The organism is Polaromonas sp. P1_G1, from assembly GCF_056405595.1.
The window spans coordinates 19,600-41,732 of record NZ_JBFUBU010000005.1; the positions used below are offsets into that span (position 1 = coordinate 19,600).

The window sequence follows — 22,133 nt, forward strand, 5'->3', positions numbered from 1 at the left end:
CCCTTAGGCGAACAAGCCCTTGTACTGCTCGCGCAGCAGATTCTTCTGCACCTTGCCCATGGTGTTGCGCGGCAGCTCAGTAACCACAAAACACTGCTTGGGAATCTTGAAGTTGGCCAGTTTGGACTTGAGTTCGCCCACGATCTGGCCGGCTTCCAGCGAAACGCCCGGCTTGGCGATCACCACGGCAACGCCTACTTCTCCAAAATCCGGGTGCGGCACGCCGACCAGCGCGCTTTCGGCCACGCCCGGCATGTCGTTGATGTAGCCCTCGATCTCCGCGGGGTAGACGTTGTAGCCCCCGCTGATGATGAGGTCCTTGCTGCGGCCCACGATGACGATGTAGCCGCGCTCGTCGATCTTGCCGACGTCGCCGGTCTTGAAGTAGCCGTCGGCCGTGAATTCTTCCTTGGTCTTCTCCGGCATGCGCCAGTAGCCCTTGAAAACGTTGGGGCCCTTGACCTGGATGCCGCCGATCTCGCCAGCCGGCAGGGACTTGCCGTCCTCGCCCTGCACGCGCAGGCTGACGCCGGGCAACGCAAAACCCACGGTGCCGCCGCGCCGCTCGGCGCCCTGGTAGGGATTGGACGTCAGCATCACCGTTTCGGACATGCCGTAGCGCTCCAGRATCGTGTGGCCGGTACGCTCCTTCCATTCGTTGAAGGTTTCGATCAGCAAAGGCGCCGATCCCGCGACGAAGAGCCGCATGTTGCGGCAGGCTTCACGGGTCAGGCCAGCCTCGGCCAGCAGGCGCACATACAGCGTGGGCACGCCCATGAACACCGTGGCCTCGGGCAGTTTTTGCACCACAAGCTTGGGATCAAACTTCGAGAGCCAGATCATCTTGCTGCCGTTGATCAACGCGCCGTGGATGGCGACAAACAGGCCGTGCACGTGAAAAATCGGCAAGGCATGGATCAGCACGTCGCCCTTCTTCCAGCCCCAGTAGTCTTTCAGCACCAGCGCGTTGCTCAGCATGTTGCCGTGCGTCAGCATCGCGCCTTTGCTGCGGCCCGTGGTGCCGCTGGTGTAAAGGATGGCGGCCAGGTCGTCGGCCTGGCGTGCCACGGCTTCATGCTTGTCGCTGCAGTGCGCGGCGCGGTCGAGCAGCGAGCCGGTACGGTCGTCGTCGAGCGTGAAGACGTTCTGCGTGCCGGCCTTGAAGGCGATCTTGCTGACCCAGCCGAAGTTCTTGCTGCTGCACACCATGACCGAAGGCTCAGCATTGCCGATGAAGTATTCGATCTCGGCGCTCTGGTAAGCCGTGTTGAGCGGCAAAAACACATAGCCGGCGCGCAGGGTCGCCAGGTAAAGCATCATGGCTTCCACCGACTTTTCGACCTGCACCGCCACGCGGGCCCCTTCTGGCAAGCCCAGCGAGGCCAGCAGGTTGGCCATCATCGCGGTGCCGCGTTCGAGGTCGCGCCATGAATAGCGCAGGCCGTTGTCGGTTTCGACGGCGGTCTCATCGAGCGAAGAGGGAAAGGCGGCTCGCAGCGCCGAAAAAAGGTTATGGTTTTTCATGGGTCAGGCTGTCGGTGGAGTGGATGCAGGGGCCCGGCCGTCAAACCGGGGCGGGCGTTTTTCAACAAAGGCCGTGACACCCTCCCGGTGTTCGGGCGATGCGGCGTAGCGGTAAGCACCCGCGGTCAAATCATTCACGGCTTGCGCGTTGCCTGCTGCGGCCAAGACCCTGAAGGCCTGCTTGTTCAGTCGCGCCGCGCCAGGCGCCAGGGCGGCGGCGCTCGCCGCGCAAGCCAGGGCCGCCGCGCCCGCCTCATGGGCCGGCGCCACCTGGTTGAGGAAGCCGCGCTGCTTCATCTCGGCGGCATCCAGTACGGCGGCCGACAGCAGCATTTCGCGCGCCGTCAGTTCGCCCGCCGCGCGCATCACCAGCGCGGCCTCGCGCGGCGCCATCGGAAACCCAAGCTTTGCGATGGGCGCACCGAACTTCGCCGTGTCGCCGGCGACGCGCATGTCGCAGCAGCTGGCAATTTCCAGGCCGGCGCCCATGCAGTTGCCGTCGATCTGAGCAACCATGGGAACGTCGCAATCCAGCATGGCTTGCAGGCCGCCCCACACATCTTTCTCGTGAAACTCGCGCAGGGCGGCTTCTTCAAACCGGAAGCCGGCGTATTCGGAAATGTCGCCTCCCGCGCAAAAGTGCCCGCCCTCGCCTCGCACCAGCACGCAGCGCAAGTCATTGCCCTGCTGGATGCGCTCGAAAATCGCACGCAGCTCGCGCCACATGGCGCGGCTCATGGCATTGAGCTTGCCGGGGTGGGACAGGGTCACAAAGGCCAGGGAGTCTTTCACCTCCAGCAAGACGGCTCCGGTCATCAAGCGGTCATTCGAGTTTGGCGCCGGAGGCTTTCACCACGGCAGACCAGCGCTTGACTTCGCTGCTCACGAAAGCGCCGAACTGCTGCGGCGTGAGGTTGCCGAAGTCGGCGCCGTTGCTGGCCCAGATGGCTTTGAGTTCGTCGGTGGTGGCGGCTTTGCGCAGGTCGTCGACGATGCGCGCCTGCACGTCGGCCGGCGTACCCTTGGGCGCCCACATGCCGTACCAGGTGGTCACGGTGTAGTCGGGCAGGCCCAACTCGCCCGCGCAGGGCACATCCGGGAAGGCCGGGTTGCGTTTGGTGCCGGACACCATCAGCGCCTTGATGCGCCCACCCTTGATGTGGTTGGCGGAGGAACCCAGGCCGTCAAACATCATGTCGACATTGCCCGAAATCAAATCCTGCAGGGCCGGGCCCGCGCCGCGGTAGGGAATGTGGGTGATGAAGGTCTTGGTCTGCTGCTTGAACAGTTCCCCGGCGAGGTGATGCGAAGTGCCAGCGCCGGCCGATCCGTAGTTGTACTTGCCCGGTGCCTTGCGCACAGCTTCAAGGTAGGCCTTGAAATCGGCGAACGGCAGGTTGCGGGGGTTGACCACCAGCACCTGCGGCACATTGGCCATCAGGGCCAGCGGCACAAAGTCCTTTTCGATGTCGTAGTCGAGTTTTGGATACATCGAAGGGGCAATGGTGTGGTGCACCGCGCCCATGAACAGCGTATAGCCGTCGGGCTGGGCCCTGGCGGCGATGCTGGCCCCCAGCGTGCCGCCGGCGCCACCGCGGTTGTCGATGATGAGCTGCTTGMCGSTCAGCTTCGCGAACTGGGCGGACAGTGGGCGGGCAAAGGCATCCGTGCCACCGCCGGCCGGAAACGGCACGATCATCGTCACCGGCTTGGTCGGCCAGGCCGACTGGGCGTGGCTGCCGAAAGACAGTGTCGCGGCGCCGGCGGCTGCGGCGCGCAAGATGTCTCGCCGGGAGGCCCGGGCGTGAAAGCTGAAAGTCATTGTTGTCTCCTGTCGTTGTTGAAATCAGAAAAAGCAAGCCGGAAGTTCACCCGCGATGAACCCAAACCTGCCGCTACCCAAACCGCTCTCAAGAGTCGCTCACAAAACCCAGCGAAGCGGTCCTGGCTAGGCGCGTCGCCGCAGACAGTGCACCAGCACGGCAAGGCGGCGCAACAACGCCAGGAGGGTTTTGTGAGCGACTCTAAGTACACGTTTAAATGTACAAATCTTCTATGTCCCCTGACACGGGGATTTCCCCCTGTGCCAGCTGCGCGCGGTGCCTGTCCAGGCGCTTGAGGTCATAGAGGTAATTCACCATCAGGCCGTACGATTGCTTGAGCCCCTTGGGCGTCGGGTCGCCGGCCCAGTTGATGCGCTCCACGCGCGCGCCGTTGCCCAGGTGGAAGCGCGCCACCGGGTCCAGCGGCTTGCCCTCTTCCATCGCCCTTCCCAGGTAATGGGCGGCGCAATGCAACAGCATTTTTCGCACCGGTGATTTCTCGCCGAGCGAAAGCGGGTCCTCGATCGCCGTGAAGAAATGCCCGGCACCCGGCGGCTCGAAGCCAACGGCACGGCCCAGCGCGCTGCGCTCCTTGTCGCCCAACTTCTCCAGCATGGCAGCGGCATTTTTGCCCAGCCAGCTGCGAAAGCCCGGAATCGGCGACAACGTGGCGAAAGTCTTGAGCTTGGGGAATTCTTCCTTCAGGCTTTCGACCACGCGCTTGATCAACGAATCGCCAAAGCTCACGCCGCGCAGGCCGGCCTGGGTGTTGCTGATGGAATAAAAAATCGCGGTGGTGGCGCGGCTCAGGTCCGAAGGCGCGGCCAGTTCGTCAAGCAGCGGCATGATGTCGCCCGCGATGCGCTCGACCATGGCGACCTCCACGAAGATCAGCGGCACTTCGGGCAGCCGCGGGTGGAAGAAGCCRTAGCAGCGSCGGTCGSTGTCGAGCCGGTTCTTCACGTCGGCCCAGCCCTTGATGTCGTGCACCGCCTCGTACTTGATGAGTTTTTCGATCAGCGAAGCCGGCGAGTCCCAGGTAATGCGGCGCAAGTCGAGAAAGCCGACGTCGAACCAGGTGGAGAACATGTATTCCATCTCGACGTCCAGCGCCAGCAGGCGCTTGTCGGACTTGAGGCTGGGCTGCATCTCGGCCCGCATGTCGACCAGGAACTGGATGCCGCCCGGATAGACGCTGAAACGCTGCAGCAGGCGCCGGCGCGGCGACACTGTGGCGCGCCTGTAACGCACCTCTGCCACCGCCTCTTCGGGCGTGCCCACCGCGGCCGCGAACTGCGCCTGCGCGGCCTTGACCTTTTGCGGGTTGGCGACGAACTGTTCGCTCATGAGCATCCACAGGTCGCGCCGGCGCGCTGTGGTGGCGCCTTCGTACCAGGCGGCGATGGCCATGGCGCGACGGCCGCCCTCGACCTCGCTCACGCGCGGATCGATGATGGCCTGCAGTTCCTGCAAAGTGCGGCGCAGCACGCGCGGCGACAGCGCCTCGTCCTTTTGGCTCAGCGTGGCTTGCAGCCGCTCGTGTGTGCTGCGCGCGGGCAGCGCTGCGCTCGCCGCCGTCTTTTTGCCGGCGACCGGTGCAGGCACCGCGGACGTCCCGGCCTTGTCGCCCGCCGTGAAACGCGAGACGTTGCGGGTGAGCCAGTCGGCGGCGCTCATGAAGCCACCCGGGAGCGCTGGTTGCGGGCCAGTTCACGCAGCGCTTCGCGCTGGCGCGTCAGGTGCGTGCGCATGGCGGCTTCGGCCCCTTCGCTGTCGCGGCTCTTGAGGGCGGCGAACACCGTCATGTGCTCCGACAGGCTTTGCGCCAGCCGGCCCGGCGCGTGCAGTTGCTGCAGCCGCGCGAGCTTCAGTATCTTGCGCAGGTCGGCGATGGCCTGGGCCAGCCAGCGGTTGTTGGCCAGCAGGATGATGGCCTCATGGATCGCGAAGTTGGTGGCGTAGTAATCATTGATGCGGCCGGCTGCCGCGTGGCTGTTCAGCCTCTCGTGCAAATTGGTGAGCGCCGCGAGATCGGCATCGGTGGCATTGCGAGCTGCCTCGTAGGCGCAGCGCCCTTCCAGCAGCGCGATCACCGGGAAGATGTCGTCGAGGTCCTGCTCGGTCACCTCGTTGACGAAGCAGCCGCGCCGCGGCTCATGGCGCAGCAGGCCTTCCGAAGTCAGCACTTTGAGCGCCTCTCGCAGCGGTGTGCGCGAGATTTCCAGGCGTTCGCACAGCGCGACCTCATCCAGGAAGCTTCCGGGCGCAAACTGGCCCGCGAAGATCTGCTCGCGCAGGGTATCGGCGACCTCCTGGTGCAGTGAACTCTGGACAAGACGCATGGCATGACCCTTTGACTGACCTGATCCGCCGCGTGGCGGAACCCTTGCAGAACACCCGCGTTGCTGCAGGTGGTTCGAACCTTCAATCGAGCAGTAATTTCAAGTAATTACCTGTAATTATGGAAAAGAACGCCTTTTTGATCAAGAGGATGTGCGTGAAAACGACAGGGAGAAACCCTAGCGGGGCCATGGCCCTGGCACCAGGCCCACGTCAAGCGCTCCAGGCCTACTGGACTGAAGCCGGGTACCAGTCTCTCAATCAAAGACGGCTYGCAAAGCCCTCAGGCCGGTTCAGCGCGCTTTGTCGCCCATATCCACAGCCAGGCGCCGCCGGCAATCATGGGAACGCACAGCCACTGGCCCATGCTCATGCCCAGGGCCAGGATGCCGAGAAACTCGTCCGGCTCGCGGAAAAACTCGGCGATGAACCGGAACACGCCATACCCCAGCAGGAAGGCGCCCGACACCTGGCCCGTCTTGCGCGGCTTGCGCGCGTACAGCCACAGCAGCACGAAGAGCAGCAAGCCCTCCAGCAGGAACTGGTAGACCTGCGAGGGATGGCGCGGCTGCATGGAGCCGCTGCCCGGAAACACCATGCCCCATGGCAAGGCCGGGTCGCTGAAACGCCCCCACAGTTCACCATTGATGAAATTGCCGACACGCCCCGCCGCCAGCCCCGTCGGCACGCAAGGCGCCACAAAATCCATCACCTGCAGCCAGGGCCGCTGGCGCGAGCGCGCAAACCACCACTGCGAAGCCAGCACACCCAGCATGCCACCGTGAAAGCTCATGCCGCCCTGCCACACAAAAAATATCTCCAGCGGATGCGTGAGGTAGTAGCCCGGCTTGTAGAAAAGGCAATACCCGAGCCGTCCACCCACCACCACCCCCATGACCCCCAGGAATAGCATGTCCTCGATGTCCCTGCGCGACCAGGCGCCCGGGCCGGAGATGGAAACAAAGGGCTGGTGCCGCAACCGCCGCGTCGCCAGGAAAAAAAACAGGCCAAAGGCCGCCAGGTAGGTCAGGCCGTACCAGTGGATGCCAAGCGGGCCGAGTTGCAGCGCGACGGGATTGATTTGCGGGTGGATGAGCATGGGCGGTATTTTGCACGCAAGCCTCGTAGGAAAGGGCTTACGCGAGCCCTACACTACATCCAACGCCGTACCGGACCTCGCCATGCGCCACTCATTCCGCCCTGCCCTCGTTGCCAGCCTGGGCCTGTTTCTGATGCACCACGCTACGGCACAGGTTTACCAATGCCTTGATGCGGGCGGAAAAAAGGTGTTCTCACAAATACCGTGCGCGACCCAGGGGGGCGGCAGCGAAAAACTCATCATGCGCGCGCGCACCGCCGCTGCGCCAGTGGCGCCGGCCGATGACATGCCGGCGCCAGGCAAGCCAGGTTCGCTCTACGGCAACGGCAACGGCGGCGGCGCACCCAAGGACTGGGCTGCGGAAAATGCAGCGGCAGATGCCCGTTTAGCGGCTGCCGAGCGGTCCAGCGACGGGTCGCGCCAGGCCACGCCCTCGCTGGGAGGCCTGCGCAAAGGCAGCACCCAAACCCAGGCGCAGCTCTCCGACAAGCAGATCATTGCCAATTGCGAGGCCAACCACGGCGCACGCTGCAGCAGCGCCGGCGAAATCGCCCAGCGCAGAATGGAGCAGCGTGAACTCAGCCCGGCGGAAAGACAGCAGCAGCAAAGCGCGGTGGCCGCGCGCCGGCAACGCCAGCAGGACGAAGCCTTTAACCGCTCTCAGCGTCGATAAAAGCCATAAAGCGCGCTAGTGCCGGGTTGGCATTGGCAACCGGCCAGACCAAGCTCGTTTCGCAGCCGGGCACCACCACCGAAGCGCCCCGCGCACCACCACGCGCGGAAGGCCTGCCGGCAGGCACGCTGCGGTACACCACACCCGGCCGCTGGAACTGCCGCACGCTCTCGGGCACCCAGGCCACGCCGAGGCCGGCGGATACCAGGTTCACGATGGTCTGCATCTGGATGGCTTCCTGGGCCACCCGCGGCAGGCAGCCCGAGGCGTGGTACATCGCAAAAATCGCGTCGTAAAGCGACGGCAGGATGCGCCGCGGGAAAATCACCAGCGGCTGGTCCAGCAGGTCCGAAACGGTGAGCGACACCTGGCTTGCCAAGGCGCTCTGCCCGGGCACGGCGAGCACCAAGGGGTCCTGGCTGATGCGCCGATGGGCCAGGCCGGGCGGCGCGAAACCAGGGGAATGCAGCATGAAGCCGGCGTCGATCTCGCCGCGCTCAAAAGCCTGCAACTGCACGTCACCGGTCGCCTCTACCAACTCCAGTTGCACCTTCGGGTAGTGCTCGCGAAAGGCCAGCACCCAGCGCGGCAGCAGGTCGAACCCCACCGTGGAAACAAAGGCCAGCCGCAGGCGCCCGGCCTCGCCGTCGGCACTGGCTCGCGCATACGCGGGTAGCGCCAGGGCACGCGCCAGCAGGTCGCGCGCCTCCGGTACCAGGGCCGCGCCCGCCGCCGTGAGCCGCACGCTGCGCTTGGTGCGGTCGAACAGCCTGACGCCCAGCAAAGACTCCAGCTGCGCGATAGCCTGCGTAAGCGGCGGCTGGGTCATGTTCAGGCCCTGGGCCGCGCGGCCGAAGTGGAGTTCCTCGGCCACGGCCAGGAACTGGCGCCACAGGCGCAGCTCGATCAGGGGCGGCTTACGGGAAGCCGCGTCGACGGTGCTGGAATGATCTCTCATATGCAGTACATATTAATAGATCATAAATAATGGATTGGAAAGAATCAATCAAAGCACGCATACTCTGCTTTTCCGATACAGCCCCCGCACCTGAGGTGCAGAGCCAAAATCCACCCACGAGACACGCCATGAACACAAAGACCGTCAACATCGTCCCCAACCCTCGCAGCAGAAACATCACCGAGGGCAAATCGCGCGCGCCCAACCGATCCATGTACTACGCCATGGGCTACGAAGCCGACGACTTCAAGAAACCGATGATCGGCGTGGCCAACGGCCACAGCACCATCACGCCCTGCAATAGCGGCCTGCAAAAACTGGCGGACGCGGCGATCGCCGGCATCGAGGAGGCCGGCGGCAACGCGCAGGTCTTCGGCACACCGACGATTTCCGACGGAATGGCCATGGGCACCGAGGGCATGAAGTATTCGCTGGTGAGCCGCGAAGTGATCTCGGACTGCATCGAAACCTGCGTACAGGGCCAGTGGATGGACGGTGTGCTGGTGGTCGGCGGCTGCGACAAGAACATGCCGGGCGGCCTGATGGGCATGCTGCGCGCCAACGTGCCTGCGATCTACGTCTACGGCGGCACCATACTGCCGGGCACTTACAAGGGCAAGGACCTCAACATCGTCAGCGTGTTCGAAGCCGTGGGCGAGAACGCCGCCGGCCGCATGAGCGACGAAGACCTGCTGCAGATCGAGCGCCGCGCCATTCCCGGCACCGGCAGCTGTGGCGGCATGTACACGGCCAACACCATGTCCAGCGCTTTCGAAGCGCTCGGCATTTCGCTGCCCTACTCCAGCACCATGGCCAACCCGCATGACGAGAAAATGAACTCGGCCAGGGAGTCGGCCAAGGTCCTGGTCGAGGCCATCAAGAAAGACATCAAGCCGCGCGACATCGTCACCAAGAAGGCGATTGAAAACGCGGTCGCCGTGATCATGGCGACCGGGGGCTCCACCAACGCCGTACTGCACTTCCTGGCCATCGCCCACACGGCCGGCGTCGAATGGACGATCGACGACTTCGAGCGCGTGCGCCAGCGCACGCCAGTGCTATGCGACCTCAAGCCCTCCGGCAAATACCTCGCGGTCGACCTGCACCGCGCCGGCGGCATTCCACAGGTCATGAAGACGCTGCTGGCTGCCGGCCTGCTGCACGGCGACTGCCTGACGATCTCCGGCCAGACCATCGCCGAGACGCTCAAGGATGTGCCCGAGGTCCCGCGCGCCGACCAGGACGTGATCCGCCCCATCGACAAACCCATGTACGCCCAGGGCCACCTGGCCATCCTCAAGGGCAACCTCTCCCCCGAAGGCTGCGTCGCCAAGATCACCGGCCTGAAAAACCCGGTCATGACCGGCCCGGCGCGCGTGTTTGATGATGAGCAGTCGGCCCTGGCCGCCATCCTGGCCGGCAAGATCAAGGCCGGCGATGTGATGGTGCTGCGTTACCTCGGCCCCAAGGGCGGCCCAGGCATGCCTGAGATGCTGGCCCCCACCGGCGCGCTGATAGGCGCCGGCCTCGGCGAAAGCGTAGGCCTGATCACCGACGGCCGTTTCTCCGGCGGCACTTGGGGCATGGTGGTCGGCCACGTCGCGCCCGAAGCGGCGGCCGGCGGCAACATCGCCTTTATCCACGAAGGCGACTCCATCACCATCGATTCCAAACAGCTGCTGCTGCAGCTCAACATCAGCGATGAAGAACTGGCAAAACGCAAAGTCGGCTGGAAGGCCCCGGCGCCGCGCTACACACGCGGCGTGCAGGCCAAGTTCGCCTTCAATGCCTCCAGCGCCAGCAAGGGCGCGGTGCTGGACGACTATTGAGCACCTGATTCCAGCCCACTGAAACGATAAGAGCCCGTGAAGTTACAGACTTCACGGGCTCTTTGCTTTGGGACGCCCCGCCTTTGACGTAAGGCAGATAGATTGGATGGCGTAAGCTGATTGAAAGGACTTGATGCGGCGCCGGCTTATTTTTTCTTCTTCTTGGCCGACAGCATGCCCATGGCGTCGCGCTGTTTGTCGATACGGTCTTGCCTGCGCTTGTCCATCTTGTCGACCTCCCTGCGCTTGGTGTAGCCCGACGCGTCCGCGTACCACCACCATAGCGCGGCCAGCAAAAACGGCGACAGCACGATGAACCAGCTCCATGTGGCAACCGGGCCGATCTCCAGGTATTTCAGGGCCAACCCGACAATGCCAAGCAATAAAAAATACATGTTTCTCTCCTGAAATATCGACCCGGGCCAAGGGGTATCCCCTTGAAACAAGGGTCAACCGGCACCACTACAATCACGTTAATTGACTGTAACCGAATCCATAACTCCCCCACGAGGACAATCCATGAAACGCATTCTTTCAGCAATCGCTTTTGTGACCGCGGGTTTTGCCGTGTCGATGCCCGCTCTGGCCGACCTGCAACTGGCCACAGCCAAGAACTGCATGGCCTGCCATGCGGTCGACAAAAAGCTGGTGGGGCCGTCTTACAAGGATGTCGCCACCAAGTACGCCGGCCAGAAAGACGCCGCCGACAAGCTGGCCACCAAAATCATCAAGGGCGGTTCGGGCGTCTGGGGCCCTGTGCCCATGCCCGCCAATGCACAGGTCAACCCTGAAGAAGCCAAGAAGCTGGCCGCCTGGGTTCTGGCAACCAAGTAAGCGGTTTACGCCTCCCAAAAAAGCCCGTCATTGACGGGCTTTTTTTATGCGCGCCTCAGATCATTGCTTTTCAGCCAACTGCTCCAAAATCGCCGGATTTTCCAAGGTGGAAGTATCCTGCGTGATCGCCTCGCCTTTGGCGATGCCGCGCAGCAGGCGGCGCATGATTTTGCCGCTTCGCGTCTTGGGCAGGTTGTCGCCGAAGCGGATGTCCTTGGGTTTGGCGATGGGGCCGATTTCCTTACCGACCCAATCGCGCAGCTCCTTGGCGATCGCCTTGGCCTCGTCGCCCGTGGGACGCGAGCGCTTGAGCACCACGAAGGCCACGATAGCCTCGCCGGTCAGGTCGTCGGGCCGCCCCACCACGGCGGCTTCGGCCACCAGCGCGGAGTGCGCCACCAGCGCCGATTCGATTTCCATCGTACCCATGCGGTGGCCCGAGACGTTCAGCACGTCGTCGATGCGGCCGGTGATGCGGAAGTAGCCGTTCTCGGCATTGCGCACCGCGCCGTCGCCAGCCAGGTAAATCSTGCCGCCCATTTCCTCGGGGAAATAACTCTTCTTGAAACGCTCCGGGTCGTTCCAGATGGTGCGGATCATGGATGGCCAGGGGCGCTTGACGACCAGCATGCCGCCCGATCCGTTGGGCAGGTCCTTGCCGGTTTCGTCGACGATGGCGGTCATGATGCCGGGCAATGGCAAGGTGCAGCTGCCGGGCACCAGCGGCGTGGCTCCGGGCAGCGGCGTGATCATGTGGCCGCCGGTCTCGGTTTGCCAGAAGGTGTCCACGATGGGGCAGCGCTCGCCGCCCACGTTTTTGTAGTACCACATCCAGGCTTCGGGGTTGATGGGCTCACCGACCGAACCCAGGATGCGCAGGCTGCTCAGGTCCGAGCGCGCAGGGTGCACTTTTTCATCGGCCTCGGCGGCCTTGATCAGTGATCGGATCGCCGTGGGCGCCGTGTAGAAAATCGTGACCTTGTGCTTTTCGATCATCTGCCAGAAGCGGCCGGCGTTCGGGAAAGTCGGGATACCCTCGAAGATGATCTGTGTCGCGCCGGCCGCCAGCGGGCCGTAGGCCACATAGGTGTGACCGGTGATCCAGCCGATGTCGGCCGTGCACCAGAACACGTCGGCCGGCTGGATGTCGAAAGTCCAGTCCATCGTGAGCTTGGCCCAGAGCAGGTAGCCGCCCGTGCTGTGTTGCACGCCCTTGGGTTTGCCGGTCGAGCCCGAGGTGTAAAGAATGAAGAGCGGGTGCTCGGCGCCGACAAATTCAGGCTCGCACACCGGCGCAGCCTTAGCGGTGATCTCGTGCATCAGGCTGTCGCGCCCGGCCACCATATTGCAGGCCGTGGCGGTGCGCTGGTAGACGATCACGTTCTTGATCGACTCGCAGCCGCCCATGGCGATGCCTTCATCGACGATGGCCTTGAGCGGCAATTCCTTGCCGCCGCGCAGCTGGTAGTTGGCCGTGATGACGGCCACCGCGCCGGCGTCCTGGATGCGCTCCTGCAGGCTCTTGGCCGAGAAGCCGCCGAACACCACCGAATGCGTGGCGCCTATGCGCGCGCAGGCCTGCATGGCCACCACACCCTCAACCGTCATCGGCATGTAGATGATGACGCGGTCGCCCTTCTTGATGCCCGCGCCCTTGAGCGCGCTGGCGAACTGGCTGACCTTGGCGTGCAGTTCCTTGTAGGTGACGTTCGTGACCTTGCCGTCATCGCTCTCGAAAATGATGGCTTTCTTGTTTTCGGTCGGCGTGCCCAGGTGGCGGTCCAGGCAGTTGTAGGAAGCGTTGAGCTCGCCGTCGGCGAACCATTTGTAAAACGGCGCGCTGGACTCGTCCAGCGTCTGGGTGAACGGCTTTTTCCAGCTGAGGTTTTCACGCGCCAGGCGCGCCCAGAAACCTTCGAAATCTTTTTCAGCTTCAGCGCACAGGGCCTGGTAGGCCGGCATGCCCGAAATGCGCGCCGCTTTCACGGTGGCGGGGGCAGGCGGGAAAATGCGATTTTCAACCAGGGTCGATTCGATCGCGGAATTGGGGGCGCTCATTGTTTATGTCTCCTGTTTGTCACTGAATGCGTGGTACTGTCTTCTGCGGCACTTACAAGCCACTGACTGGCTTGAACCTTACAAAAAGGCATCGAATCGGGGGTGGCCGCCGCCCTCTTACAATGCCGCAACCTTCCCAGCTTACGCCATCATGACTGAACCTACCCAGACCCCAAGCACCGGCAAGATTTCCCCGCTCCGCCCCCTACCCAACCTGATTTTCGCCAGCCGCTGGCTGCAGCTGCCGCTCTATCTCGGGCTGATCGCCGCGCAGGCGGTATACGTAGTGCATTTTCTGGTCGAGTTGTGGCACCTGATCGAAGCCGCCTTCGGCAGCCAGACCGCCCTGCAGTCGCTGATCACCAGCATCGGCTACAAGACCGCCATACCCGTCGTGACGCTCAACGAGACGGTCATCATGCTGGTGGTGCTGGCGCTGATCGACGTGGTSATGATYTCCAACCTGCTGATCATGGTCATCGTGGGCGGCTACGAAACTTTTGTGAGCCGCATGAACCTCGAAGGCCACCGCGACCAGCCCGAATGGCTGAGCCATGTGAACGCCTCGGTACTCAAAGTCAAGCTGGCCACGGCCATCATCGGCATCAGCTCCATCCACCTGCTGAAAACCTTCATCAACGCCGACAACTACACCGACAAAGTCCTGATCGCGCAGACGGTGATCCACATCACCTTCCTGCTGTCGGCCATTGCGATTGCCTATACCGACAAGATCATGTCGGGCATCGCCGCGCAAAAGCACTGAGTCTTATTCGGCCTTGCCCGGCCCCTTGGGGCCGCCTCGCAGCAGCAACAGCGTGCCCGCCACGCCGGAGAGCAGCGAGCCGCAAAGCACGCCCAGCTTGAGTTGCGTTTCGTAGCCGGCGTCCTGCCCGGCGAAAGCCAGCGTGCCTATGAACAAGCTCATGGTGAAACCCACACCGCAGAGCAGGCAGACACCCATAAATTGCCGCCAGCTGGATTCAGCCGGCAAGCGCGCACCGGCAAAGCGGATCAGCAGCCAAGAAGCGCCAAACACCCCGACCGCCTTGCCCACCAGCAGGCCGGCCGTGATACCCAGAGGCACGCTTTGAAGCAGCGTGCCCATCGTCACCCCCTGCAATGAAACTCCCGCGTTGGCAAATGCGAACATGGGCAACACCGCAAAAGCCACCCAGGGGTGCAGCGCGTGCTCCGCCGCCTTAAGCGGCGAACCCCCTTTTCCGTCCGACAGGGGAATTGCCAGCGCGGTGATGACGCCCGCCAGCGTGGCATGAATCCCCGACTTGTAAACAAACAGCCAGATCACCAGCCCCACCGCCACGTAAGGTCCTGTCGCCATGACTTTCATCCGGTTAAAGGCCAGCAGAACCAGCCCGCCCAGACCCGCGGCAAGCAACGCAGCCACCGACAAGGCATCGGTATAGAAGAAGGCGATGATCAGGATGGCGCCCAGGTCGTCAATGATGGCGACGGCCGTCAAGAACACCTTGAGCGAGACCGGCACGCGGCTGCCCAGCAAGACCAGGATGCCCAGCGCAAAGGCAATGTCCGTAGCCGCCGGAATCGCCCAGCCGCGCATGGCGACGGGGTCGCCCGCGTTGATGGCCATATAGATCAGCGCCGGCGCCACCATGCCGCCCAGCGCGGCGCCTGCCGGCAACAAAGCCTGGCTGCGCGAAGCCAGCTCGCCATCGAGCAGCTCACGCTTGATCTCCAGCCCCACCAGGAAGAAAAACACCGCCATCCACAGGTCATTGACCCAGTGCAGCAAGGACTTGGAAAGCACCAGCAGGTCGCCACCCACACGCACCTCACCCGGCAGTTGCACAAACCGGTTGTAGGCTTCTCCCCATGGCGAGTTGCTGACCACCAGCGCCAGCACGGCCGCCAGCGCCAGCACCACGCCGGAAAGCGACTGCGAATAGATGAACTGGTTGAGGGTGCGGTGGACGAATTTGAGCATGGCCCATTGTCCCAGACGCAGGCAACCGACGCGCCCACCCTTCCCGTGCCAGCAGGCGCCGCGGAACTGGCTTTGCCAGACCGCAGGCGCCGTCCCCTGCAAGGGGGGAAGGCGCTACACGAAGTGAGCGTCCGACGGGGGGGTGCCTACCTACCCCTGCAAGGGGGGAACAGGCTACACGCAGTGAGCCTGGACGGGGGTCAGACCATATCTCCCGGAACTACCCATTCGTCAAACTGCTCGCCCGTGACATAACCCGAGGCCAGCGCCGCGTCGCGCAGGCTGCTGCCTTCCTTGTGCGCCTTCTTGGCGATGAAGGCGGCCTTGTCGTAGCCGATGTGGGTGTTCAGCGCCGTCACCAGCATCAGCGAGCGATCCACCAGTTCGGCGATGCGTTCGCGGTTCGGCTCTATGCCCACGGCACATTGGTCGTTGAAGCTCACCATGCCGTCGGCCAGCAGGCGCACGCTCTGCAGGAAGTTGTGCGCCACCATGGGACGGAACACATTGAGCTCGAAGTTGCCCGAAGCGCCGCCGAAGTTGATGGCCACGTCGTTGCCGAACACCTGGGCCGCCAGCATGGTGACGGCTTCGCTCTGCGTCGGGTTGACCTTGCCCGGCATGATGGACGAGCCGGGCTCGTTCTCGGGAATGCTGAGTTCGCCGATACCGCTGCGCGGTCCGCTGGCCAGCCAGCGCACGTCGTTGGCGATTTTCATCATGCTGGCCGCCAGGGTCTTGAGCGCGCCGTGCGCGTGCACCAGGCCGTCCACCGAGGCCATGGCCTCGAACTTGTTGGGCGCCGTGACGAAGGGCAGGCCTGTGAGCGCCGCCAGCTCGGCCGCCACCTGCTCGGCATAACCCTTGGGCGCGTTCAGGCCGGTGCCCACGGCGGTGCCGCCCAGCGCCAGCTCGCACAGGTGCGGCAAGGCGGCGCGCACGTGCTTGTCGCCGTGGTCCAGTTGCGCGACGTAGCCCGAGAACTCCTGGCCCAGCGTGAGYGGCGTGGCGTCCTGCAGGTGCGTGCGGCCTATCTTGACGATGCTGTCGAAGTCCTTGGCTTTTTTCGCCAGCGTGGCGCGCAACTTCGCGATGGCCGGCAGCAGCTTGTGCGTCAGCGCCTCCACCGCGGCCACGTGCATGGCGGTCGGGAACACGTCATTGGACGACTGGCTGCGGTTGACGTCGTCGTTGGGATGGACCAGCCGGCCTTCGCCGCGCTCGCCGCCCAGGATTTCGCTGGCGCGGTTGGCCAGCACCTCGTTGACGTTCATATTGGTCTGCGTGCCCGAGCCGGTCTGCCAGACCACCAGCGGGAACTCGTCCGCATGCTTGCCGGCGATCACCTCGTCGGCGGCGGCCACGATGGCTTTTGTTTTCTTCTCGTCCTGCAGGCCCAGCGCATGGTTGACCCTGGCCGAAGATCGCTTGACCTGGGCCAGCGCCTTGATGATCTCGCGCGGCTGCTGCTCGCCCGAGATGTCGAAATTCTGCAGCGAACGCTGCGTCTGCGCGCCCCACAGTTTGCCGGAAGGCACTTCGATGGGCCCGAAGGTATCGCGCTCGGTGCGCGTGCTGCTGCTTGTCGTCATGGAATGTCCTGCGCTGTCAAAAAGAAGGGAGAAAGTCGGAGTATGACGGCAAACAAGAAAGATTCTCATCTAAGGGGTTTTGCCAAAAGCCGCCGGCCGGCCCCGGGTGCCGAGGGCGGATAATTACGGGGTTTGCCCGAAATCCCCTAAAACGACGATCCCCACCCCACCATGACCACGATCAAGCAAGCCGACCTCATCGAGTCCGTAGCCGCCGCGCTGCAGTACATCAGCTACTACCACCCCACCGACTACATCGCCCACCTGGCACGCGCCTACGAGCGCGAACAAAGCCCGGCCGCCAAAGACGCGATCGCGCAGATCCTCACCAACAGCAAGATGAGCGCCACCGGCCAGCGCCCCATCTGCCAGGACACCGGCATCGTCAACGTGTTCCTGAAAGTCGGCATGGACGTGCGCTGGGAAGGCTTCAGCGGAAGCCTTGACGACGCCATCAACGAAGGCGTGCGCCGCGGCTACAACCACCCGGACAACACCCTGCGCGCGTCGGTCGTCGCCGACCCGCAGTTCGACCGCAAGAACACCAAGGACAACACGCCGGCGGTGATCTTCACCGAGCTGGTGCCCGGCGACAAGGTCGACGTCACCGTGGCCGCGAAAGGCGGCGGCAGCGAAAACAAAAGCAAGCTGGTGATGCTCAACCCCGGCGACTCGGTGGTCGACTGGGTGCTCAAGACCGTGCCCACCATGGGCGCCGGCTGGTGCCCGCCCGGCATGCTGGGCATAGGCATAGGCGGCACCGCCGAAAAAGCCGTGCTGATGGCCAAGGAAAGCCTGATGGACGACCTCGACATGTATGAGCTGCAGGCCAAATCATCTTCGGGCGCCAAACTCAGCAAGACCGAAGAACTGCGCCTCGAATTGTTCGAAAAAGTCAACGCGCTGGGCATAGGCGCGCAGGGCCTGGGCGGCCTCACCACCGTGCTCGACATCAAGATCAAGATGTACCCCACGCACGCGGCCAGCAAACCCGTCGCGATGATCCCCAACTGCGCCGCCACGCGTCACGCCCACTTCGTGATGGACGGCAGCGGCCCGGTCTACCTGGACCCGCCGTCGCTGGACCTGTGGCCCAACGTGAACTGGGCGCCCGACTACAACAAAAGCAAAAAGGTCGACCTCAACACGCTCACGAAAGAAGAGGTTGCGAGCTGGAAACCCAGCCAGACCCTGCTGCTCAGCGGCAAGATGCTGACCGGCCGCGACGCCGCSCACAAGCGCATYCAGSAMATGCTGGCYAAGGGYGAAAARCTGCCSGTSGAYTTCACCAAYCGYGTCATCTAYTACGTCGGCCCGGTCGATCCGGTGCGCGACGAAGCCGTAGGCCCGGCCGGCCCGACCACCTCCACCCGCATGGACGGCTTCACCGAAATGATGCTGGCCGAGACCGGCCTGATCTCGATGATCGGCAAGTCCGAGCGCGGCCCGGTGGCCATCGAAGCCATCAAGAAGCACAAAAGCGCTTACCTGATGGCCGTCGGCGGCGCCGCCTACCTGGTCAGCAAGGCCATCAAGACCGCCAAGGTGGTGGGCTTTGCCGACCTCGGCATGGAAGCGATCTACGAATTCGACGTGGTCGACATGCCGGTCACCGTCGCGGTCGATGCGGGCGGCACCAGCGCGCACATCACAGGCCCGGCCGAGTGGCAGAAGAAGATCGCAACCGGCGAGTTCAAAGGCATCACGGTTGCCGCCAATTGAGCCTGAGCAAAATGCCCGGCTTCAAAAACGTGCTCGTCTGCGCAACGCTGTCGTTGCTGTGCAACCTGGGTTGGTCACAAACCGCGTGCCAGATCAAGGTGTTCCAGAATGATGCTGAGGTGACCGCCACTAATTCGGGTGGTGTTCTGCAATACCGGCTTTACCCTGCTGAATTCCGGCTTGAAGTGTTGCCGGCCGCCTGCTATCCCAGCATCGCGACCATTCCGACGACTGACATCGCCAGGCAAATCGCGGAAAAGCCCCTGATTTATTCCCATCGCCTCATGTATTTGGGTGCCGCGCGAAAGGAAGATGGCGACAAGTTGTTGTGGTGGGCCCGCACGGAGCTCAGTCCTGAACTTTTGGAGTCACCCGCCCCCAATACCTTTGACGGCAAGCAGTACCTTCAGCTCTGCGACGAACTGAAGTTTTGCCCCAAGGTTTTCCCCATATTTTCATCAAATCATCCGTTCACCGGCTCCGAGACCGGCTCGAAGTCCGAGGCGGTTTTCAGGCGCTTGAGCGACTCCCAGACTTTGGACAGCGCCAAGGGCAAATCATTGCTCAGCGTTATCTATACCTTGTGGCGCGCCCTGCCGTCTGAGTACCCAATGGCCGACCCGAGGCAATTGCTCTTCAGGCCACACTTTGTCAGGTTTGACTTCCTGGAGAGCGGCCCTAAACCGTGACACTCAAACCAGGCAGATCTGCCTGCGTCGGCGTATTCGACAGCGGCGTGGGCGGCCTCAGCATCCTCAAGACGCTGCGGACGCAACTGCCCTCAGAGAATTTTGTCTATCTGGCCGACGCCGGATTCGCGCCTTATGGCGAGCGCGGCGACGCTTTTGTCATTGAGCGCACGCGCGCCATTGTGCGAAAGCTGCGCGACGAGCATGCCATCAAGGCGCTGGTGATCGCCTGCAACACCGCGACGGCGGCCGCCGTCCACCTGGTGCGAACCGAGCACCCGGACCTGCCGCTGGTCGGCGTGGAGCCGGCGCTCAAGCCGGCCGTTGCCTTGAGCCGCACACGCCGCATCGGCATGATGGCGACCCGCGGTACGGTGGCCAGCACCAAGCTGCGCGCCCTGCACGACTCGCTGAAAGACCAGGCGGAATTCATCCTGCAGCCTTGCGACGGCCTGGCCGATGCGATCCAGAACCACGATGTCGCGCGCATCCACGCCTTGTGCGCGCGATACACGGAGGCCATCGGGCCGTTCGGCAAGCAGGCAGGGCAAGTCGACACCCTGGTGCTGGGCTGCACGCACTACGCTTTCGCCTGGGACGCATTGCAGGCGCTGGTGGGCCCCGACGTCAGCCTGATCGAAACCGGCGAGCCGGTCGCGCGGCAGACGCGCCGTTTGCTCCAGGCCGCCGGGCAGTTGCAGCCGGACGAAATACCCGGCCGCGTAACCCTGCTGACAACAGGCTCACAAGAAGCGCTGGAAGCGGCCGCGCAGCGCTGGCTAGGATTGCCAGCGCCGGAGCAACGTTGAACGGAAGTTACTGCGGTTTCAGTCCGACGTTGCGCGCCAGGGTGCGCCAGCGTTCGGACTCCGACCGGAGGAAGCCGCGCAACTGGTCGCGCGAAGTGCCCTTCATTTCCACACCCAGGGCCGACATGCGCTCCACTACCTTGAGGTCCGACATGGCGGTGAGGAGCTCCAGGCGAAGCCGCTCGGTGACTTCAAGCGGCGTGGTCGCCGGAGCCACCAATGCCCACCACTGGGCGACGTCCATGTTCTTGAGGCYGAGTTCCGTCATCGTCGGCAGGGAACGCAGGATGGGGACATCGGAGCGCTTGCGGCCCGTCACCGCCAGCGCCTTCACCTTGCCCGCGGCCATCAGGCTGGAGCCGGTCGCCAGCGTGGCGAAATAGGAAGACACCTGGCCAGCAGCAAGATCCACCATGGCCGGCGCGCCGCCGCGGTAAGGCACCATGTTGAACTTGATTTTGGTTTCCTGGGAGAACAGCTCACCCACCAGGTGGCTGATGGAGCCGGTGCCGCTGTTCGCCATGGCGGGCGGCCCGCCCTTGGTGGTCGAGGCGGCTTTCAGGAAAGTCTTGAAGTCGGCGTTTTCAGGGCCCATGCCGGTAAACAGCACCATGGGCGAGGTGCCCACCAGCGTGATCGGCGTGAAGTCGCGCAGCATGTCGTAAGGCAGGTTGGCGACGACAGCAGGCGCATACACATGGGACAGCTCGACAATCGCCAGCGTGTAGCCGTCAGGCGCCGACTTGGCGACCTGGTCGATGCCGACGTGGCCCGCGCCGCCCGGCTTGTTGTCGACGATCACAGGCTGCTTCAGGCTCTCGGTCAGGCGCTGCGCAAGCACCCGGGTAATGGCGTCGGTGCTGCCGCCGGTCGCCCAGGGAACGACGATCTTGATCGGCTTGTCGGGGTAGGCGGCCCATGCGGGTGAGGCGCCAAGCGCCAGGGTGGCCGCGGAGCCAGCAAGCAGGGTGCGCCGCTTGATGGGAAACGATGAAACAGACATGAACTCTCCTTGCAATTGTTCTCAGATACGCTGCAACCCCAACCCATGTCGGGCATCGCCGGCGTGCGGCAAGCGTACACCTCGAAACATGCAAGCTCCGCATTCGTGTGCGAGTTCAGCCTCTTTCAATCTCTTCATGTGGCTTGCGTCCAACATTTTGTTACGGCGTTTTCTTCGGGATCGTATGGCCGCCGTTGATTCACGCGCACGCGCTCTTTAGAAGTAAGAAAAAAGTCGACAAGATGCGGCCAGGCCCTGGACACCTCGGCCCTGCGCCCTTGCAGGGCGGGTGTCAGATTCCCCTGGCCGGGGGCCGCGCCGGGGAGGCTGGGTCCGCCGCGCTGCGAATCAAACCAAGGTTGGCCTTGAGCATCTCAAACACCTTGCGCGTCACCGGGTTGATGACGTTGCGGCGAATGAAAAGGTAATAGTCGAGGTCGGGCAGGCGCGGCAGGCCGTCGGTTTCGCCCAGCACACGCAGGTCGCTGCCCGCCGTCTCGATGCCGCGCGCGGTCACGCCCAGCCCCGCGCGCAGCGCCGCCTTGATGCCGATCAGGCTGGACGCGGTGTAGCTTGGCGTCCATGGGATGCCGGCGGCGTCCAGCGCCTCACGCGCCAGCCGGTGGAACACGCTGGGGCCTTCCACCAGGATCAGCGGCACCGGCTTGGTGCGGTCGTGCACATAACTCGCCGAGCATAGCCACACCGTCGGAGAGGTACGCAGCACCACGCCGTCCAGCCCCGGGTCGTTGCGGTTGGAGATGCTCATGTCGATCTCGCCGCGCTTGAGCGATTCCATCAGGAAGGGGCTGCGTCCCACGTGGATGTCGAGCTGCAGCAAAGGCGAGACGCGCGCCACCTGCGCCAGCAAGGTCGGCAGCATGTTGTCGGCCACGTCGTGCGGCGCGCCTATGCGCAGCACGCCCTCGAGGTTGCCCTGCTGCAGGCTGCGCAGCGCATCGTCGTTGATGGCCAGCAGGTGGCGCGCGTATTCGAGCAACTTGTGGCCGTGCGGCGTCAAGCGCTTGCTTCGGCCGTGCTTTTCAAACAGCGGGTGGCCGATCTGGTCCTCCAGGCGCTGCATCTGCTGCGTCACCGCCGACTGCGTCTTGCCCAGCTGGACGGCGGCGCCGGCAAAGCTGTCCTGCTCGTCTATAGCGACCAGGGACCGCAGCAATTCCAGGTCAAGGGTTTTCATGCAAGGGCCTCCACGG

Annotated in this window: 20 protein-coding genes; 7 read left to right on the plus strand and 13 right to left on the minus strand. The window is 63.7% G+C overall.

Annotated elements, in window-relative coordinates; all coding sequences use genetic code 11:
* Positions 1 to 3: 3 nt before the first annotated feature.
* The 6 genes from AC1D1Y_RS03080 to lgt form a co-directional block, all read right to left on the minus strand.
* Positions 4 to 1,524, minus strand: coding sequence for a malonate--CoA ligase (locus AC1D1Y_RS03080; protein ID WP_477681060.1), 1,521 nt, complete (start codon positions 1,522 to 1,524; stop codon positions 4 to 6).
* Positions 1,525 to 1,527: 3 nt separating this feature from the next.
* Positions 1,528 to 2,340, minus strand: a complete 813-nt coding sequence (locus AC1D1Y_RS03085) for an enoyl-CoA hydratase/isomerase family protein (protein WP_477681061.1) — start codon at positions 2,338 to 2,340, stop codon at positions 1,528 to 1,530.
* Positions 2,341 to 2,347: 7 nt separating this feature from the next.
* Positions 2,348 to 3,346, minus strand: coding sequence for a Bug family tripartite tricarboxylate transporter substrate binding protein (locus AC1D1Y_RS03090; protein WP_477681062.1), 999 nt, complete (start codon positions 3,344 to 3,346; stop codon positions 2,348 to 2,350).
* Positions 3,347 to 3,560: 214 nt separating this feature from the next.
* A complete protein-coding gene (locus AC1D1Y_RS03095) occupies positions 3,561 to 5,024 on the minus strand; it encodes a malonyl-CoA decarboxylase domain-containing protein (RefSeq protein WP_477681063.1) in 1,464 nt (487 codons plus the stop codon).
* A complete protein-coding gene (locus tag AC1D1Y_RS03100; RefSeq protein WP_477654593.1) occupies positions 5,021 to 5,689 on the minus strand; it encodes a GntR family transcriptional regulator in 669 nt (222 codons plus the stop codon). The genes AC1D1Y_RS03095 and AC1D1Y_RS03100 overlap by 4 nt, the downstream gene beginning before the upstream one ends.
* A 281-nt stretch (positions 5,690 to 5,970) precedes the next feature.
* Positions 5,971 to 6,786: a prolipoprotein diacylglyceryl transferase gene (gene lgt / locus AC1D1Y_RS03105; RefSeq protein ID WP_477681064.1), complete on the minus strand. Its 816-nt coding sequence runs from the start codon at positions 6,784 to 6,786 to the stop codon at positions 5,971 to 5,973.
* A gap of 82 nt (positions 6,787 to 6,868) precedes the next feature.
* Here lgt and AC1D1Y_RS03110 point away from each other — a divergent pair, with 82 nt between their 5' ends.
* Positions 6,869 to 7,459 carry a DUF4124 domain-containing protein gene (locus tag AC1D1Y_RS03110; RefSeq protein ID WP_477681065.1) on the plus strand — a complete coding sequence of 197 codons (591 nt, stop codon included), beginning with the start codon at positions 6,869 to 6,871 and terminating at the stop codon, positions 7,457 to 7,459.
* Here the strand turns inward: AC1D1Y_RS03110 and AC1D1Y_RS03115 are convergent.
* Positions 7,437 to 8,417 (minus strand): LysR family transcriptional regulator, encoded by a 981-nt coding sequence (locus AC1D1Y_RS03115; protein WP_477681066.1) that lies wholly within the window; start codon positions 8,415 to 8,417, stop codon positions 7,437 to 7,439. The genes AC1D1Y_RS03110 and AC1D1Y_RS03115 overlap by 23 nt on opposite strands.
* A 128-nt stretch (positions 8,418 to 8,545) precedes the next feature.
* On the opposite strand from AC1D1Y_RS03115, the gene ilvD reads away from it, so the two are divergent.
* The gene (gene ilvD, locus AC1D1Y_RS03120; protein WP_477681067.1) at positions 8,546 to 10,246 is read left to right on the plus strand and encodes a dihydroxy-acid dehydratase; all 1,701 of its coding nucleotides are present in this window, start codon (positions 8,546 to 8,548) and stop codon (positions 10,244 to 10,246) included.
* A gap of 146 nt (positions 10,247 to 10,392) precedes the next feature.
* Here the strand turns inward: ilvD and AC1D1Y_RS03125 are convergent, their stop codons facing one another.
* Positions 10,393 to 10,641: a TIGR04438 family Trp-rich protein gene (locus AC1D1Y_RS03125; protein ID WP_477654588.1), complete on the minus strand. Its 249-nt coding sequence runs from the start codon at positions 10,639 to 10,641 to the stop codon at positions 10,393 to 10,395.
* A gap of 124 nt (positions 10,642 to 10,765) precedes the next feature.
* Between AC1D1Y_RS03125 and AC1D1Y_RS03130 the strand changes: the two genes are divergently transcribed.
* Positions 10,766 to 11,080, plus strand: coding sequence for a c-type cytochrome (locus AC1D1Y_RS03130; protein WP_477681068.1), 315 nt, complete (start codon positions 10,766 to 10,768; stop codon positions 11,078 to 11,080).
* Between the two features lie 60 nt (positions 11,081 to 11,140).
* Here AC1D1Y_RS03130 and acs read toward each other — a convergent pair whose 3' ends face one another.
* A complete protein-coding gene (gene acs / locus AC1D1Y_RS03135) occupies positions 11,141 to 13,138 on the minus strand; it encodes an acetate--CoA ligase (protein WP_477681069.1) in 1,998 nt (665 codons plus the stop codon).
* Between the two features lie 151 nt (positions 13,139 to 13,289).
* Between acs and AC1D1Y_RS03140 the strand changes: the two genes are divergently transcribed.
* The gene (locus AC1D1Y_RS03140; protein WP_477681070.1) at positions 13,290 to 13,904 is read left to right on the plus strand and encodes a YqhA family protein; all 615 of its coding nucleotides are present in this window, start codon (positions 13,290 to 13,292) and stop codon (positions 13,902 to 13,904) included.
* A 3-nt stretch (positions 13,905 to 13,907) separates the two neighbouring features.
* Here AC1D1Y_RS03140 and nhaA read toward each other — a convergent pair whose 3' ends face one another.
* Both nhaA and fumC read right to left on the minus strand, forming a co-directional pair.
* Entirely contained in the window at positions 13,908 to 15,104 is a 1,197-nt protein-coding gene (gene nhaA / locus AC1D1Y_RS03145; RefSeq protein ID WP_477681071.1) for a Na+/H+ antiporter NhaA, read from the minus strand.
* A gap of 200 nt (positions 15,105 to 15,304) precedes the next feature.
* Positions 15,305 to 16,696: a class II fumarate hydratase gene (gene fumC, locus AC1D1Y_RS03150; protein ID WP_477681072.1), complete on the minus strand. Its 1,392-nt coding sequence runs from the start codon at positions 16,694 to 16,696 to the stop codon at positions 15,305 to 15,307.
* Positions 16,697 to 16,867: 171 nt separating this feature from the next.
* Between fumC and AC1D1Y_RS03155 the strand changes: the two genes are divergently transcribed.
* The 3 genes from AC1D1Y_RS03155 to murI are packed head-to-tail and all read left to right on the plus strand — an operon-like array spanning position 16,868 to position 19,916.
* Positions 16,868 to 18,418: a fumarate hydratase gene (locus AC1D1Y_RS03155; protein ID WP_477681073.1), complete on the plus strand. Its 1,551-nt coding sequence runs from the start codon at positions 16,868 to 16,870 to the stop codon at positions 18,416 to 18,418.
* Positions 18,415 to 19,107 carry a hypothetical protein gene (locus tag AC1D1Y_RS03160; protein WP_477681074.1) on the plus strand — a complete coding sequence of 231 codons (693 nt, stop codon included), beginning with the start codon at positions 18,415 to 18,417 and terminating at the stop codon, positions 19,105 to 19,107. The genes AC1D1Y_RS03155 and AC1D1Y_RS03160 overlap by 4 nt, the downstream gene beginning before the upstream one ends.
* Positions 19,104 to 19,916 (plus strand): glutamate racemase, encoded by an 813-nt coding sequence (gene murI, locus AC1D1Y_RS03165; protein WP_477681075.1) that lies wholly within the window; start codon positions 19,104 to 19,106, stop codon positions 19,914 to 19,916. Before AC1D1Y_RS03160 ends, murI begins: the two co-directional genes overlap by 4 nt.
* Before the next feature lie 7 nt (positions 19,917 to 19,923).
* On the opposite strand, the gene AC1D1Y_RS03170 is transcribed toward murI, so the two are convergent.
* Together AC1D1Y_RS03170 and AC1D1Y_RS03175 are read right to left on the minus strand one after the other, a co-directional pair.
* A complete protein-coding gene (locus AC1D1Y_RS03170) occupies positions 19,924 to 20,919 on the minus strand; it encodes a Bug family tripartite tricarboxylate transporter substrate binding protein (protein ID WP_477681076.1) in 996 nt (331 codons plus the stop codon).
* Positions 20,920 to 21,211: 292 nt separating this feature from the next.
* Positions 21,212 to 22,117 (minus strand): LysR substrate-binding domain-containing protein, encoded by a 906-nt coding sequence (locus AC1D1Y_RS03175; RefSeq protein ID WP_477681077.1) that lies wholly within the window; start codon positions 22,115 to 22,117, stop codon positions 21,212 to 21,214.
* Positions 22,118 to 22,133 lie beyond the last annotated feature (16 nt).